Source organism: Pseudomonas sp. zfem004 (genome assembly GCF_032621715.1).
Lineage (GTDB): Bacteria > Pseudomonadota > Gammaproteobacteria > Pseudomonadales > Pseudomonadaceae > Aquipseudomonas > Aquipseudomonas sichuanensis.
In genome coordinates this window covers 43,379-58,265 of sequence record NZ_JAVYJF010000002.1, presented here as the reverse complement: position 1 = coordinate 58,265, position 14,887 = coordinate 43,379, and the positions used below count along the sequence as shown (strand labels likewise).

The following is a 14,887-nucleotide window of genomic DNA, read 5'->3' as shown; positions in this document are numbered from 1 at the left end:
CCTGCCTTCCCGAGGGAAGGCAGGCAAACAGCGGGTTACAGCAGCATGGTGCGGATGTCGCCCAGCACGTCGCCCAGGCGCTTGGTGAAGCGCGCGGCGGCGGCGCCGTTGATCACACGGTGATCGTAGGACAGCGACAGCGGCAGCATCAGCTTGGGCTGGAAGGCCTTGCCATCCCAGACCGGCTGCATGGTCGCCTTGGAGACGCCCAGGATAGCCACCTCAGGCGCGTTGACGATCGGCGTGAAGCCGGTGCCGCCAATGTGGCCGAGGCTGGAGATGGTGAAGCAGGCGCCCTGCATGTCGTCGGCCGAGAGCTTCTTGGTGCGGGCTTTTTCGGCCAGCGCCGCGGCTTCGGCAGCCAGTTGCAGCAGGCTCTTCTGGTCGACGTTCTTGATCACAGGGACCAGCAGGCCATCCGGGGTGTCCACGGCGAAGCCGATGTGCACGTACTTCTTGCGGATGATCGCCTTGCCGCTTGGCGCCAGCGAGCTGTTGAAGTCCGGCAGTTCCTTGAGCAGGAAGGCGCAGGCCTTGAGCAGCAGCGGCAGCACGGTCAGCTTGACGCCGGCTTTTTCGGCGACGGCTTTCTGCGCGACGCGGAAGGCTTCCAGCTCGGTGATGTCGGCCGAGTCGAACTGAGTGACGTGCGGCACGTTCAGCCAGCTGCGGTGCAGGTTGGCGGCGCCGACCTGCATCAGGCGGGTCAGGGCCACTTCTTCCACTTCGCCGAACTTGCTGAAGTCCACGGCCGGGATCGGCGGAATGCCTGCACCACCGGTGGCACCGGCGGCTGGAGCTTCCTTGGCCTTCTGCATCATGGCCTTGACGTAAACCTGAACGTCTTCTTTCAGGATACGGCCGTGCGGGCCGGTGGCGGCGACCGCACCCAGGTCGACGCCGAATTCACGGGCCAGCTGGCGAACAGCCGGGCCTGCGTGAACTTTGGCGTTGCTGCCGGCTGCCGGCGCGGTCGCGACCTGAGCAGGGGCGGCAGCAGGGGCCGGAGCAGCGGCTGGAGCGGCGGCCGGTGCAGGAGCGGCAGCCGGAGCAGCAGCGGCCGGAGCCGGTGCTGCAGCAGGGGCGGCGCCTGCGGCCTTGATCTTGAAGATCAGATCGCCGGTGCCGACTTCGTCTTCGAGCTTGCACAGCACGGCTTCGATCACGCCGGCGCTAGGCGACGGGATTTCCATGGAGGCCTTGTCGGACTCCAGGGTGATCAGCGACTGGTCGGCTTCGACGGTATCGCCGACCTTGACCAGCACTTCGATGATCTTGGCCTTGCCCGACGAGCCGATGTCCGGCACGTGGATGTCCTGCACGCTGGCAGCCACCGGGGCTGCTGCGGCTGGCGCGGCAGCAGGGGCGGCTTCGGCAGCCGGCGCCGGTGCGGCAGCCGGGGCAGCGGCGGCCGGAGCCTCGGGCGCCGAAGCGGCACCCTCGACTTCCAGTACCAGCAGCTCGTCGCCTTCTTTCAGGCGGTCGCCCAGCTTGACCTTCAGTTCCTTGACGATGCCGGCCTTGGGGGCCGGGATCTCCATGGAGGCCTTGTCGGACTCCAGGGTCAGCAGGCTCTGGTCGGCCTCGATACGGTCACCGACCTTGACGAACAGCTCGATGATTTCACCTTCACCGCTGCCGATGTCAGGTACGCGAATGAGTTCGCTCACTTAAAAATACTCCTCAGCAGTCCAGTGGGTTGCGCTTGTCCGGGTCGATGCCGAACTTGACGATGGCGTCAGCCACAACCTTGGGTTCGATCTCGCCACGGTCAGCCAGGGCTTCCAGGGCAGCCAGCACCACGAAGTGGCGGTCGACTTCGAAGAAGTGACGCAGCTTCTTGCGGCTGTCGCTGCGACCGTAACCGTCGGTACCCAGGACTTTGAATTCTTTGCTCGGTACCCACTGGCGAATCTGCTCGGCGAACAGCTTCATGTAGTCGGTGGAAGCGATGACCGGGCCTTTGCGGCCGGCCAGGCACTCTTCCACGTAGGTGGTCTGAGGCTTCTGGCCAGGCTTGAGGCGGTTGGCGCGTTCCACGGCCAGGCCGTCGCGACGCAGTTCGTTGAAGCTGGTGACGCTCCACACGTCGGCACCGACGTTGAACTCTTCACGCAGGATCTTCGCAGCTTCGCGGACTTCGCGCAGGATGGTGCCGGAGCCCATCAGCTGTACGTGGTGCGCGGCTTCGCGGGTGTCTTCCTCGAGCAGGTACATGCCCTTGATGATGCCTTCCTCGACACCGGCCGGCATGGCTGGCTGCTGGTAGGATTCGTTCATCACGGTGATGTAGTAGAAGATGTCCTGTTGCTCTTCGGTCATCTTCTTCATGCCGTCCTGGATGATCACCGCCAGCTCGTAGCCGTAGGTCGGATCGTAGGTGCGGCAGTTCGGGATGGTGCCCGCCATCATGTGGCTGTGACCGTCTTCGTGCTGCAGGCCTTCACCGTTGAGGGTGGTACGGCCGGCGGTACCGCCGATCAGGAAGCCACGGGTGCGGCTGTCGCCAGCGGCCCAGGCCAGGTCGCCGATACGCTGGAAGCCGAACATCGAGTAGAAGATGTAGAACGGCAGCATCGGCTGGTTGTGGCAGCTGTACGAAGTACCGGCAGCGATGAACGACGACATGGCGCCGGCTTCGTTGATGCCTTCTTCGAGGATCTGGCCCTTCTTGTCCTCGCGGTAGAACATCACCTGGTCTTTATCGACTGGCTCGTAGAGCTGACCGACCGACGAGTAGATGCCCAGCTGGCGGAACATGCCTTCCATACCGAAGGTACGGGCTTCGTCCGGGATGATCGGGACGATGCGCTGGCCGATTTCCTTGTCCTTGACCAGCTGCGCCAGGATGCGCACGAAGGCCATGGTGGTGGAGATTTCACGGTCGCCCGAGCCGTCGAGGATCGCCTTCAGGGTTTCCAGCGGCGGGGTCGGCACGCTGAAGCTCTGGGCACGGCGCTGTGGCACGAAACCACCCAGGGCGGCGCGGCGCTCGGCCAGGTACTTGGCTTCGGCGGAACCTTCTTCCGGCTTGAAGAACGGCAGGTTCTCGAGGTCGGCATCCTTGACCGGGATGTCGAAGCGGTCACGGAAGTGACGCAGGCTGTCGACGTCGACCTTCTTGGTATTGTGCGCGGTGTTCTTGGCTTCGCCAGCACCGGTGCCGTAACCCTTGATGGTCTTGGCCAGGATGACGGTCGGCTGCTCTTTGTGGTTCACAGCCTGGTGGTAAGCCGCGTAGACCTTGTACGGGTCGTGGCCGCCACGGTTGAGCTTCCAGATCTCCTCGTCGGACAGGTCTTCGACCATGGCCTTGAGCTCTGGGGTGTTGAAGAAGTTCTCACGAACGTACGCGCCGTCTTTGGCTTTGTAGTTCTGGTACTCGCCGTCGATGACTTCGTCCATGCGGCGCTGCAGGGCACCGTTGGTGTCCTTGGCCAGCAGTGGGTCCCAGAAGCGGCCCCAGACGACTTTGTTGACGTTCCAGCCACCGCCGCGGAACACGCCTTCGAGTTCCTGGATGATCTTGCCGTTGCCGCGAACCGGGCCGTCGAGGCGCTGCAGGTTGCAGTTGATGACGAAGATCAGGTTGTCCAGCTTCTCGCGGCCGGCCAGGGCGATCGCGCCCAGGGATTCCGGCTCGTCGCACTCGCCGTCGCCCATGAAGCACCAGACCTTCTGCTTGCCGGCCGGGATGAAGCCACGGGCTTCCAGGTACTTCATGAAGCGTGCCTGGTAGATCGCCTGGATCGGGCCCAGGCCCATCGAAACGGTCGGGAACTGCCAGAAGTCAGGCATCAGCCATGGGTGCGGGTACGAAGACAGGCCGTTGCCGTCCACTTCCTGACGGAAGTTGTTCATCTGGTCTTCGCTGATGCGGCCTTCCATGAAGGCGCGGGCGTAGACGCCTGGCGAGGCGTGGCCCTGGAAGAAGATCAGGTCGCCGCCGTGTTCTTCGGTCGGGGCCTGGAAGAAGTAGTTGAAGCCGATGTCGTACAGCGTGGCGCTGGAGGCGAAGCTCGAGATGTGGCCACCCAGGTCCGAGTCTTTCAGGTTGGTGCGCATGACCATGGCCAGGGCGTTCCAACGCACCATCGAGCGAATGCGGCGTTCCATGAACAGGTCGCCAGGCATGCGTGCTTCGTGGGTGACAGGGATGGTGTTGCGGTACGGCGTGGTGATGGCATACGGCAGCTGCGAACCACTGCGGGTGGCCAGCTCGCCCATACGGGTCATCAGGTAATGAGCGCGGTCTTCGCCTTCTTTGTCGAGGACCGACTCCAGGGCATCCAGCCATTCCTGGGTTTCGATTGGATCGAGGTCTTGCATGGCTTGCTCCAGGGCGGAAAGGCCACCAGAATCGGGGGCCTGAGTTTGCGACTGGCCTTATGGGCAGACGTCGTGAATTCTTGGATTACCGGACAGTCATCCGGCGCGGTGTAGTTTTACTACAAATGCTTTCGGATTTCATGCTTTTGCACGGCATGGGTAGTAGTAAAACTACACAAATGCGACGGTTTGTCGCATCCCGGGTTGTGGGGAAAAACGTTCCCGTCGGTTGAATCTGTGTTCGAGTTAGGTGTTTGTTGATGTTTCTTACTAGAAATTCAGAATTTTCAGCTATTTCTAACTTTTGTATGACAGTCCAACCGTGGTCCGGCCCCCGTTCGACCGCTCCAACCCCTCTCTTTCACGCCGATCAAGGATAGACCATGCGCCTGCCTTTGCCGCTCGATCTGCCTGCCGCCCTGCAACCGCTGGTTGCCCGCAATCAACAGTTCCTGCGCGATGCGCTGGCCGGGCACCCTGGGCTGAACCCGGACAGCTGGAGCGCCGAGCAGCGACGGCAGTTCGACCAGGTGTGCGCAGCGAGTGACTTCGTGCTGGCCCAGGCCCAGCGCGACCCGGCCATGCTGTTCGGCTTGCTGCAAGGTGGCGAGCTCGATCGGCCCTATGCCCCCGGCGAGCTGCGCGGGCAGATCAACGCCGTAACCCAGGCCGCCCAGAGCGAGGACGAACTGGCGCGCAACCTGCGCCGTGAGCGCAACCGCCAGCAGCTGCGCATCATCTGGCGCGACATCACCCGCAGTGCGGCCCTGGGCGAAACCTGCCGTGACCTGTCCGACCTTGCCGATGCCTGTATAGATGAAGCCTATGCCTGGCTTTACCCGCGCCACTGCCAGCAGTTCGGCACGCCCATCGGCAACCGCAGCGGCGAAGTGCAGCACATGGTGGTGCTGGGCATGGGCAAACTGGGCGCGGTGGAGCTCAACCTGTCTTCCGACATCGACCTGATCTTCGCCTTCCCCGAAGGCGGCGAGACCACCGGGGTCAAGCGTTCGCTGGACAACCAGGAGTTCTTCACCCGCTTGGGCCAGCGCCTGATCAAGGCGCTCGACCCGGTCACCGTCGACGGCTTCGTGTTCCGCGTCGACATGCGCCTGCGCCCTTATGGCTCGGCCGGCTCGCTGGTGCTGAGCTTCAATGCGCTGGAGCAGTACTACCAGGACCAGGGCCGCGACTGGGAACGCTACGCGATGATCAAGGCGCGGGTGGTGGCCGGCGACCAGGCGGCCGGCGCGCAGCTGCAGGAGATGCTGCGCCCGTTCGTGTACCGGCGTTACCTGGATTTCTCCGCCATCGAAGCGCTGCGCACCATGAAGCAGCTGATCCAGCAGGAAGTGCGGCGCAAAGGCATGGCCGACAACATCAAGCTCGGCGCCGGTGGCATCCGCGAGGTGGAGTTCATCGCCCAGGCCTTCCAACTGATCCACGGCGGGCGCGACCTGAGCCTGCAGCAACGGCCTTTGCTCAAAGTGCTGGCGACCCTGGAGGGGCAGGGCTACCTGCCGCCAGCGGTGGTCGCCGAGCTGCGCGAGGGCTATGAGTTCCTGCGCTACACCGAACATGCGATCCAGGCCATCGCCGACCGCCAGACCCAGATGCTGCCGGATGACGACACCGACCGTGAGCGCATTGCCTACATGCTCGGCTTTGCCGACTGGGCCAGCTTCCACGCGCAGCTGATGGAGTGGCGCGGGCGCATCGACTGGCACTTCCGCCAGGTGATCGCCGACCCCGATGAAGACGAAGCCGAAGGCGAGCTGGTGGTGGGCGGCGAATGGTCGCCGCTGTGGGAACAGGCCCAGGATGAAGAGGCGGCCTGTCGCCAACTCGAGGAAGCCGGCTTCAAACAGCCCGCCGATGCCCTGCGCCGTCTGACCGCCCTGCGCGTCAGCCCGTCGTTGCGCTCGATGCAGCGTATCGGCCGCGAACGCCTGGATGCCTTTATCCCGCGTCTGCTGGCCCAGGCGGTGGAGCACGACAACCCGGACCTGGTGCTGGAGCGGGTGCTGCCACTGGTCGAGGCCGTGGCCCGTCGTTCGGCCTATCTGGTGCTGCTCACCGAAAACCCTGGCGCCCTGCGCCGCTTGCTGACCCTGTGCGCGGCCAGCCCGTGGATCGCCGAGCAGATCGCCCGTTACCCCTTGCTGCTCGACGAACTGCTCAACGAAGGCCGCCTGTTCAGCCCGCCCCTGGCGCCGGAGCTGGCCGCCGAGCTGCGCGAGCGCCTGACCCGCATCCCCGAGGATGACCTTGAACAGCAGATGGAAGCGCTGCGCCACTTCAAGCTGGCCCACAGCCTGCGCGTGGCGGCGTCCGAGATCACCGGCAACCTGCCGTTGATGAAGGTCAGCGACTACCTGACCTGGTTGGCCGAAGCCATTCTCGACCAGGTGCTGGCCCTGGCCTGGCGCCAGACCGTCAGTCGCCATGGCCAGCCCAAGCGCAGTGATGGCAGCCTGTGTGACCCGGGCTTCATCATCGTCGGCTACGGCAAGGTCGGTGGCATCGAGCTGGGCCACGGCTCGGACCTGGACCTGGTGTTCATCCACGATGGCGACCCGCAGGCCGAGACCGATGGCGCCAAGCCCATCGACAGCGCGCAGTTCTTCACTCGCTTGGGCCAGCGCATCATTCACCTGCTGACCACCCAGACCAACTCCGGGCAGCTTTACGACGTCGACATGCGCCTGCGCCCGTCCGGCGCCTCGGGCCTCTTGGTCAGCTCGCTCGGCGCCTTCGAACGCTACCAGCAGAACGAAGCCTGGACCTGGGAGCATCAAGCGCTGGTACGCGCCCGTGTGCTGGTGGGTTGCAAGCAGGTGGCGGCGGCGTTCGAGACGGTGCGCGCGGGGGTGCTGGGCAAGGCCCGCGACCTGGACAAACTGCGCGCCGAAGTGAGCGAGATGCGCGCCAAGATGCGTGACAACCTGGGCACCAAGGGCACCGCTGCAGGTACCGCGGGCAACGCTTTCGATGCCGGGCAACCCTTCGATATCAAGCAGGATGCCGGCGGTATCGTCGATATCGAATTTATGGTGCAATACGCCGCTTTGGCCTGGTCCCACGACCACGCGGCCATACTGCGCTGGACCGACAACATCCGCATCCTCGAAGAGCTGGAGCAGGCCGGGCTGATGCCCGCCGCCGACGCCGTGCTGCTGCGCGAGGTGTACAAGGCGTTCCGCGCGGCCTCGCACCGCCAGGCCCTGCAGAAGCAGGCCGGGGTGATCGATGCGGCGCAGTTCGTCGATGAGCGCCGCGAGGTGCGGCGGATCTGGGGGGAATTGGGGTTGAGTTGAAGCATCGCGGGGCAAGCCCGCTCCCACGCTCTGTGGGAGCGGGCTTGCCCCGCGATTCGGACCCCAGTGGTACACTGCACGCCACATAGCCTGAATATAAAGAGGGGAGGCCAGGTTGTAACGCAGCCTGCAGCCTCCCCGAATGTTTCTGGATAAAGCATGAAAATACTGATCATTGGCCCCAGCTGGGTCGGCGACATGGTGATGGCGCAGACCTTGTTCCAGTGCCTGAAACAGCAGCACCCCGACTGCGTGATCGATGTGCTGGCCCCCGAGTGGAGCCGGCCGATCCTCGAGCGCATGCCCGAAGTGCGCCAGGCCTTGAGCTTCCCGCTCGGCCACGGCGCGCTGGAACTGGCTACCCGCCGGCGCATCGGCAAGTCGCTGGCCGGCCAGTACGACCAGGCGATCCTGCTGCCCAACTCGCTCAAGTCGGCGCTGGTGCCGTACTTCGCCGGCATCCCCAAGCGCACCGGCTGGCGCGGCGAAATGCGCTACCTGCTGCTCAACGACGTGCGCAAGCTGGACAAGGCGCGCTACCCGCTGATGATCGAGCGCTTCATGGCCCTGGCCTACGCACCGGGCACCGAACTGCCGCAACCTTACCCACGCCCCTGCCTGCAGATCGAGGCCCAGAGCCGCGACGCGGCCCTGGCCAAGTTCAACCTGCAACTGGACCGCCCGGTACTGGCCCTGTGCCCCGGCGCCGAGTTCGGCGAAGCCAAGCGCTGGCCGGCCGAGCATTACGCCGAAGTCGCCGATGCCATGATCCGCCAGGGCTGGCAGGTGTGGCTGTTCGGCTCGAAGAACGATCACCCGGTGGGCGAGCAGATTCGCGAGCGGCTGATCCCGGGCCTGCGTGAAGAGTCGTACAACCTGGCCGGCGAAACCTCGCTGGCCGAGGCCATCGACCTGATGTCCTGCGCCAATGCCGTGGTCTCCAACGACTCCGGCCTGATGCACGTGGCCGCGGCGTTGAACCGCCCGCTGGTGGCGGTGTACGGCTCGACTTCGCCGGGCTTCACCCCGCCGCTGGCCGAGCAGGTCGAGGTGGTGCGCACCGGCATCGAATGCAGCCCCTGCTTCGACCGCACCTGCCGCTTCGGCCACTACAATTGCCTGCGTCTGCTCGAGCCGGCCAAGGTGATCGCCGCCCTGCACCACCTGGGCGGGCCGAACCTGATCGATAGCGTGGCAGAGGTCGACTAGTGCGGGTCCTGATCATCAAGACGTCGTCCCTGGGCGACGTCATCCACACCCTCCCGGCGCTCACCGACGCCGCCCACGCCATCCCCGGCATCCGTTTCGACTGGGTGGTGGAAGAGGGCTTTGCCGAGATCCCCAGCTGGCACCCGGCGGTCGACCAGGTGATCCCGGTGGCCATCCGTCGCTGGCGCAAGAACCTCTGGCAGACCATCAAGAGCGGCGAGTTCAAGGCCTTCAAGCAACGCCTGCGCGAGCGTAAATACGACCTGGTGATCGACGCCCAGGGGCTGGTCAAATCGGCCTGGCTGACCCGCTACGTGAAAGCGCCGGTGGCCGGGCTCGACCGCTATTCGGCCCGTGAAGGCCTGGCCAGTCGCTTCTATGACCGGCGCCTGTCGGTCGCCGTCGGCCAGCACGCCGTCGAGCGCGTGCGCCAGCTGTTCGCCATGGCCCTGGCCTACGACCTGCCCGAGGGCCTGGGCAACTACGGCCTGGACCTCAACCGCCTGCAACTGCCGCCAGCGGCGCCCTACGTGGTGTTCCTGCATGGCACCACCTGGGCCACCAAGCACTGGCCGGAAGCCTACTGGCGCGAGCTGGCCGAGCGCATGGGCCGGCGCAAGCTGCAGGTGATGCTGCCGTGGGGCAACCCGGCGGAGAAGGCCCGCGCCGAGCGCATCGCCCAGGGCTTGAACAACTGCCAGGTACTGCCCAAGTTGAACCTGGTCGGCGTCGCCCGCGTGCTGGCGGCCGCCAAGGCCTGCGTGGCGGTCGATACCGGCCTGGGCCACTTGGCCGCTGCGCTGGATGTGCCGACCATTTCGCTGTTCGGCCCCACCAACCCTGGTTTGACCGGTGCCTACGGACGCGCCCAGATCCACCAGGCGAGCAACTTCTCCTGCGCCCCGTGCCTGCAGAAGAAGTGCACCTACAAACCGAGCGCCGAGGACCTGCGCCGGTTCGATCTCAAACGCGAGTGGCCGCTGTGCTTCACTCGCCTGAATCCCGAGCATGTAGCGGGCCGCTTGAGCGCGCTGCTGCTGGCTGAGGATGTTCGTTGATGCAACTGGCTTTCGTACTCTACAAATACTTCCCTTTTGGCGGGCTGCAGCGCGATTTCATGCGCATCGCCCTGGAGTGCCAGAAACGTGGCCACCAGATCCGCGTGTACACGCTGATCTGGGAAGGTGATATTCCGCCGGGCTTCGAGGTGCTGGTGGCGCCGGTAAAAGCGCTGTTCAACCACCGGCGCAACGAGAAGCTCAGCGCCTGGATGGCGGCGGACCTGGCCAAGCGCCCGGTCGACCGCCTGATCGGCTTCAACAAGATGCCTGGGCTGGACGTGTACTACGCCGCCGACGGCTGCTTCGAGGACAAGGCCCAGACCCTGCGCGGCGGCCTGTACCGCCGCTGGGGCCGCTACCGCCATTTCGCCGAGTACGAGCGGGCGGTGTTCGCCAAGGATGCCCGCACCGAGATCCTGATGATCTCCGAAGTGCAGCAGCCGCTGTTCATCAAGCACTACGACACCCCCGAGGCACGCTTTCACCTGCTGCCGCCGGGGATCTCCCAGGACCGCCGTCGCCCGGCCGATGCCGACGCCATCCGCGCCGACTTCCGCAAGGAATTCGGCCTGGCCGACGACGAGCTGCTGCTGGTGCAGATCGGCTCGGGCTTCAAGACCAAGGGTGTGGATCGCAGCCTCAAGGCCCTGGCCGCGCTGCCTTCGGCCCTGCGCAAGCGCACCCGGCTGATGGTCATCGGCCAGGACGACCCCAAGGTGTTCCAGCTGCAGAGCGCCACCCTGGGCCTGGGCGAGCAGGTGCAGTTCCTCAAGGGCCGCAGCGATATTCCGCGCTTCCTGCTGGGGGCCGACCTGCTGATCCACCCGGCGTACAACGAAAACACCGGCACCGTGCTGCTCGAAGCGCTGGTCGCCGGGTTGCCGGTGCTGGTCTCGAAGGTGTGCGGCTACGCCCACTACATCGCCGAGGCCGACAGCGGCCTGGTGCTGGACGACCCCTTCGAGCAGGAGCAGCTCAACAGCTACCTGCAACGCATGCTCGAAGACGCCGAGGCCCGCGCGGCCTGGTCGCGCAATGGCGTGGCCTTTGCCGACAGCGCCGACCTGTACAGCATGCCGCAGCATGCCGCCGACGTCATCCTCGGCCAGGAGACCGCATGAAGCTGATACTGGCCGAACCGTTCAAGCGCCTGTGGGCCGGGCGCGACCCGTTCGAGGCCGTCGAGCAGCTGCAGGGCGAGGTGTACCGCGAGCTGGAAGGCCGCCGCACGCTGCGTACCGAGGTCGATGGCGAGGGCTTTTTCGTCAAGATCCACCGTGGCATCGGCTGGGGCGAGATCTTCAAGAACCTGTTCAGCGCCAAGCTGCCGGTGCTCGGCGCCGGCCAGGAATGGCGGGCCATCCAGCGCCTGCACGAGGTCGGTGTGCCGACCATGACCGCAGTCGCCTACGGCGAGCGCGGCAGTAACCCGGCCACCCAGCACTCGTTCATCGTCACCGAAGAGCTGGCGCCGACCGTCAGCCTGGAAGACTTCAGCCTCGACTGGGTCCGCCAGCCGCCCGAGCCACGGCTCAAGCGTGCGCTGATCGCCGAGGTGGCGAAGATGACCGGCGGCATGCACCGCGCCGGGGTCAACCACCGCGACTGCTACATCTGCCATTTCCTGCTGCACACCGACCGCCCGGTGACGGCGGATGACTTCAAACTGTCGGTGATCGACCTGCACCGGGCACAGACCCGGGCGACAATCACCCGGCGCTGGCGCGACAAGGACCTGGCCGCGCTGTACTTCTCGGCACTGGACATCGGCCTGACCCGCCGTGACAAGCTGCGCTTCCTGCGCGGCTACTTCCAGCGCCCGTTGCGCGAAGTGCTCAAGGAGGAAGCCGCACTGCTGGCCTGGCTGCAAAGCAAGGCGCAGAAACTCTACGAACGCAAGCAACGCTATGGGGATGCGCTCTGATGGCGGGTTGGATACTGGCGCCGGGCTACGAATGGCTGGCGGCGGACTTCGGTAGCCTGGACACGGTATTCGCCCTGCAGGGCGAGCACCTGACCCGCGACCCGCTCAGCGAGGTCATCCGTGTGCAGCGCGACGGCGTCTGGTATTACGTCAAACGCTACACCGGTGCCGGCAAGCACATGCGTCGCTACCTGGGGCGCCCGCGGATCAAGGCCGAATGGCAGAACCTCAAGCAGTTCGCCAAATGGGGCATCCCCACCGCCGAGGTGGTTGCCTGGGGCCTGGAACGCAACGGCCTGGCCTTTGGTCGCGGGGCTATGATCACCCGCGAGCTGCCTAATACCGAAGACCTGTCGGCGCTGGCCGAGCGCAACGACCCACGGTTGAAAGATCGCGTCTGGGTCGACCATGTCAGCCGCCAGCTGGCCCGGCATACCCGCGAGATGCACGACCATCACTTCGCTCACAACGACCTGAAATGGCGCAACCTGCTGGTGGACGACCAAGGCACGCTGTTCTTCATCGACTGCCCGACCGGTGATTTCTGGCGCGGTTTCATGCTCCGTCACCGGCTGATCAAGGACCTGGCGTGCCTGGACAAGGTCGCCAAATACCACCTGTCGGCGACCCAGCGCCTGCGCTTCTACCTGCAGTACCGCCGGCACGCGCGCCTGACTGCCCGCGACAAGCGGCGCATTCGCCAGGTGCTGAGCTTTTTCGAGGGAAGGGAATGACCGATTACCTGGCCAGCGCCGACCAGGCGCTGCTCAAGCGCCATGGCCTGAGCGATTTCGAAGCACTGTGGGCCCTGCAGCTGGACGCCGTGGACGAGCCCAACACCGGCCGTGGCGGCTGGAGCAGCGTGTTCCGCCTGGAGCTGGAGGGCAAGGGCTACTACCTCAAGCGCCAGTGCGACTACTTGACCCGCAGCCTGCAACGGCCGTTTGGCGAACCGACCTTCGCCCGGGAATTTCGCAACATCAGCCGCTACCAGAAGCTGGAAATCCCGGCGTTGCAGGCGGTTTTCTTCGGCGAGCGCAAGCAGGCCGGCCAGCACCGGGCGATCCTGATGACCCGCGCGCTGGACGACTGGAGCGACCTTGAGCGTTTGCTGGAGCAATGGCCGCAGCTGCCCGAGGGGCAGCGCCGGGGCATCCTGCAGGCTTGCGGCCAACTGGCCCGCACCCTGCACGGCGCCGGGCAGATGCATGGCTGTTTCTACCCCAAGCACATCTTCCTGCGCGAGCGCCGCGAAGGCTGGCAGGCGCAGCTGATCGACCTGGAGAAGACCCGCCCGCTGCTGTTCGGTCAGCGCGACCGGGTCAAGGACCTGGAGCCGCTGTTGCGTCGCGCCCGTGCCTGGAGCGAGGCGGACGTGCGCGAACTGCTCGGTGCCTACCTGCAACAGCCGGTGGACAGCGCCCAGGTGAATGCCTGGCTGCAACGCCTGACGCAACGCCGTCGCCATAAAGAGGCCCGCTGATGCAACTGTCCGAATTGAAGGGCCTCGGGCGCAGCCCGTCGTTGCCGCTGACCGTCACCCTCGCCGATGCTGCGGGCAAAGCCGACCTGCAACTGCTCAGCCTGCTGCGCGTGCTGCCCGGCCAGCGCTATGTCGGCGCCGGTATCTGGCGCGGCACCCCGGTGCTGGCCAAGTTGCTGGTGGGTGGTAACGCCGCTCGGCATTTCCAGCGTGAGCTCGATGGCGTGCGCCTTTTGGCCGAACAAGGCCTGACCACGCCGCAATTGTTGGCCGATGGCCTGAAGGACGGCGAGGGCGGCTGGTTGCTGTTCGAGTTCCTCGATCACGCCGAAAGCCTGGCCGACGCCTGGGCCGCCGTTGAGCATCTGCCGATGCTCGCCGACGAGCAGCACGCGGTGCTGGGCGAGGCGCTCACGGCAGTGGCGCAGATGCACGCCAAGGGCCTGTGGCAGGAAGACCTGCACCTGGACAACCTGCTGCGCCAGGCCGGCCGGGTGTACCTGATCGATGGCGCTGGCATCAAGGCCGAAACGCCTGGCCAGCAACTGTCGCGTCAGCGTGTGCTGGAAAACCTCGGGGTGCTGTTCGCCCAATTGCCCAAGCGCCTGGAGCCGTTCATCGAAGAGGCGCTGGTGCATTATGTGATGGCCAACGCCGAGCACGCGCTGCCGCTCGAAGCTCTGCAGAAGCAGGTGGACAAGGTGCGCAACTGGCGCCTGAAGGATTACCTGGAGAAGGCCGGGCGCGAGTGCACGCTGTTCAGCGTCGCGCGCACCCTGTCGGGATTACGCGCGGTGCGTCGCCCAGAGGCCGAGGCACTGCTGCCGGTGCTGGAGCAGGCCGATGCGCTGATCGACCAGGGCCACCTGTACAAGACCGGTGGTGCGGCGAGCGTCGCGCGGATCGAGGTCGGCGGGCGCACGCTGGTGCTCAAACGCTACAACATCAAGAACACCGCGCACTGGTTCAAGCGCTTCTGGCGCCCGAGCCGAGCCTGGCATTCGTGGATCGAGGGCCACCGCCTGGAATTTCTCGAAATCGCCACGCCGCGCCCGCTGGCAGTGCTGGAAACCCGCACCCTGGGCCTGCGCAACCGCGCCTACCTGCTGACCGAGTATGTCGAGGGGCCGGACCTGACCGCGTGCTTTGCGCCGTTCGTGGACAGCGGCGAGGCGCCGGATGAGCAGGTCGAGGCGCTGGTGCAGCTGATGCAGCAGCTGATCCGCGAACGCATCAGCCACGGTGACTTCAAGGGCCACAACCTGTTCTGGGACAACGGCCGCTGGTCGCTGATCGACCTCGACGCCATGTGCCAGCACGCCACCCAGCTCAGCTTCGCCCCGGCATTCGGCCGTGACCGCGCGCGGCTGCTGCGCAACTGGCCGCGCAGCAGTGCGCTGTATCAGCGGCTGGACAAGGTGTTGCCGCGTTTGACGGAACACTGATCGAAGATCGTGGGAGCGGCGGTTCGGCGCTCCGACTTGCCCCGCGAACACCGGCTTAGCCGGTGCCATCCAATGTGCTGGCAGCATCGCGGGTCAAGCCCGCTCCCACGTCAAGCCCG

Annotated in this window: 10 protein-coding genes; 8 read left to right on the top strand and 2 right to left on the bottom strand. The window is 65.6% G+C overall.

Going from position 1 to position 14,887, the window contains the following annotated elements:
- Positions 1-35 precede the first annotated feature (35 nt).
- Together aceF and aceE are read right to left on the bottom strand one after the other, a co-directional pair.
- Positions 36-1,670, bottom strand: a complete 1,635-nt coding sequence (aceF, locus tag RTH46_RS02490; protein WP_316904982.1) for a dihydrolipoyllysine-residue acetyltransferase — start codon at positions 1,668-1,670, stop codon at positions 36-38.
- 13 nt (positions 1,671-1,683) lie between these two features.
- Complete coding sequence (gene aceE, locus RTH46_RS02485; protein ID WP_153786048.1) at positions 1,684-4,329, bottom strand: pyruvate dehydrogenase (acetyl-transferring), homodimeric type; 2,646 nt, start codon at positions 4,327-4,329, stop codon at positions 1,684-1,686.
- 383 nt (positions 4,330-4,712) lie between these two features.
- Between aceE and glnE the strand changes: the two genes are divergently transcribed.
- The 8 genes from glnE to RTH46_RS02445 all read left to right on the top strand — a co-directional run bounded on the left by glnE (position 4,713) and on the right by RTH46_RS02445 (position 14,768).
- Positions 4,713-7,646 (top strand): bifunctional [glutamate--ammonia ligase]-adenylyl-L-tyrosine phosphorylase/[glutamate--ammonia-ligase] adenylyltransferase, encoded by a 2,934-nt coding sequence (gene glnE, locus RTH46_RS02480; RefSeq protein WP_316904981.1) that lies wholly within the window; start codon positions 4,713-4,715, stop codon positions 7,644-7,646.
- Positions 7,647-7,805: 159 nt separating this feature from the next.
- A complete protein-coding gene (gene waaF / locus RTH46_RS02475) occupies positions 7,806-8,855 on the top strand; it encodes a lipopolysaccharide heptosyltransferase II (protein WP_316904980.1) in 1,050 nt (349 codons plus the stop codon).
- Positions 8,855-9,913 (top strand): lipopolysaccharide heptosyltransferase I, encoded by a 1,059-nt coding sequence (gene waaC, locus RTH46_RS02470; protein WP_153786045.1) that lies wholly within the window; start codon positions 8,855-8,857, stop codon positions 9,911-9,913. The genes waaF and waaC overlap by 1 nt, the downstream gene beginning before the upstream one ends.
- Positions 9,913-11,037 carry a glycosyltransferase family 4 protein gene (locus RTH46_RS02465; RefSeq protein WP_316904979.1) on the top strand — a complete coding sequence of 375 codons (1,125 nt, stop codon included), beginning with the start codon at positions 9,913-9,915 and terminating at the stop codon, positions 11,035-11,037. The genes waaC and RTH46_RS02465 overlap by 1 nt, the downstream gene beginning before the upstream one ends.
- The gene (gene rfaP, locus RTH46_RS02460) at positions 11,034-11,840 is read left to right on the top strand and encodes a lipopolysaccharide core heptose(I) kinase RfaP (RefSeq protein WP_153786043.1); all 807 of its coding nucleotides are present in this window, start codon (positions 11,034-11,036) and stop codon (positions 11,838-11,840) included. The genes RTH46_RS02465 and rfaP overlap by 4 nt, the downstream gene beginning before the upstream one ends.
- The gene (locus RTH46_RS02455) at positions 11,840-12,574 is read left to right on the top strand and encodes a lipopolysaccharide kinase InaA family protein (protein ID WP_316904978.1); all 735 of its coding nucleotides are present in this window, start codon (positions 11,840-11,842) and stop codon (positions 12,572-12,574) included. The genes rfaP and RTH46_RS02455 overlap by 1 nt, the downstream gene beginning before the upstream one ends.
- Positions 12,571-13,323, top strand: coding sequence for a lipopolysaccharide kinase InaA family protein (locus RTH46_RS02450; protein ID WP_153786041.1), 753 nt, complete (start codon positions 12,571-12,573; stop codon positions 13,321-13,323). Before RTH46_RS02455 ends, RTH46_RS02450 begins: the two co-directional genes overlap by 4 nt.
- Positions 13,323-14,768 carry a lipopolysaccharide kinase InaA family protein gene (locus RTH46_RS02445; protein WP_153786040.1) on the top strand — a complete coding sequence of 482 codons (1,446 nt, stop codon included), beginning with the start codon at positions 13,323-13,325 and terminating at the stop codon, positions 14,766-14,768. The genes RTH46_RS02450 and RTH46_RS02445 overlap by 1 nt, the downstream gene beginning before the upstream one ends.
- Positions 14,769-14,887 lie beyond the last annotated feature (119 nt).

Excerpts from the sequence above, each read along its gene's own strand:
- aceE (WP_153786048.1), bottom strand. The coding sequence starts at position 4,329 with ATGCAAGACCTCGATCCAATCGAAACCCAGGAATGGCTGGATGCCCTG.
- glnE (WP_316904981.1), top strand. The coding sequence starts at position 4,713 with ATGCGCCTGCCTTTGCCGCTCGATCTGCCTGCCGCCCTGCAACCGCTG.
- waaF (WP_316904980.1), top strand. The coding sequence starts at position 7,806 with ATGAAAATACTGATCATTGGCCCCAGCTGGGTCGGCGACATGGTGATG.
- RTH46_RS02465 (WP_316904979.1), top strand. The coding sequence starts at position 9,913 with ATGCAACTGGCTTTCGTACTCTACAAATACTTCCCTTTTGGCGGGCTG.
- rfaP (WP_153786043.1), top strand. The coding sequence starts at position 11,034 with ATGAAGCTGATACTGGCCGAACCGTTCAAGCGCCTGTGGGCCGGGCGC.
- RTH46_RS02455 (WP_316904978.1), top strand. The coding sequence starts at position 11,840 with ATGGCGGGTTGGATACTGGCGCCGGGCTACGAATGGCTGGCGGCGGAC.
- RTH46_RS02450 (WP_153786041.1), top strand. The coding sequence starts at position 12,571 with ATGACCGATTACCTGGCCAGCGCCGACCAGGCGCTGCTCAAGCGCCAT.
- RTH46_RS02445 (WP_153786040.1), top strand. The coding sequence starts at position 13,323 with ATGCAACTGTCCGAATTGAAGGGCCTCGGGCGCAGCCCGTCGTTGCCG.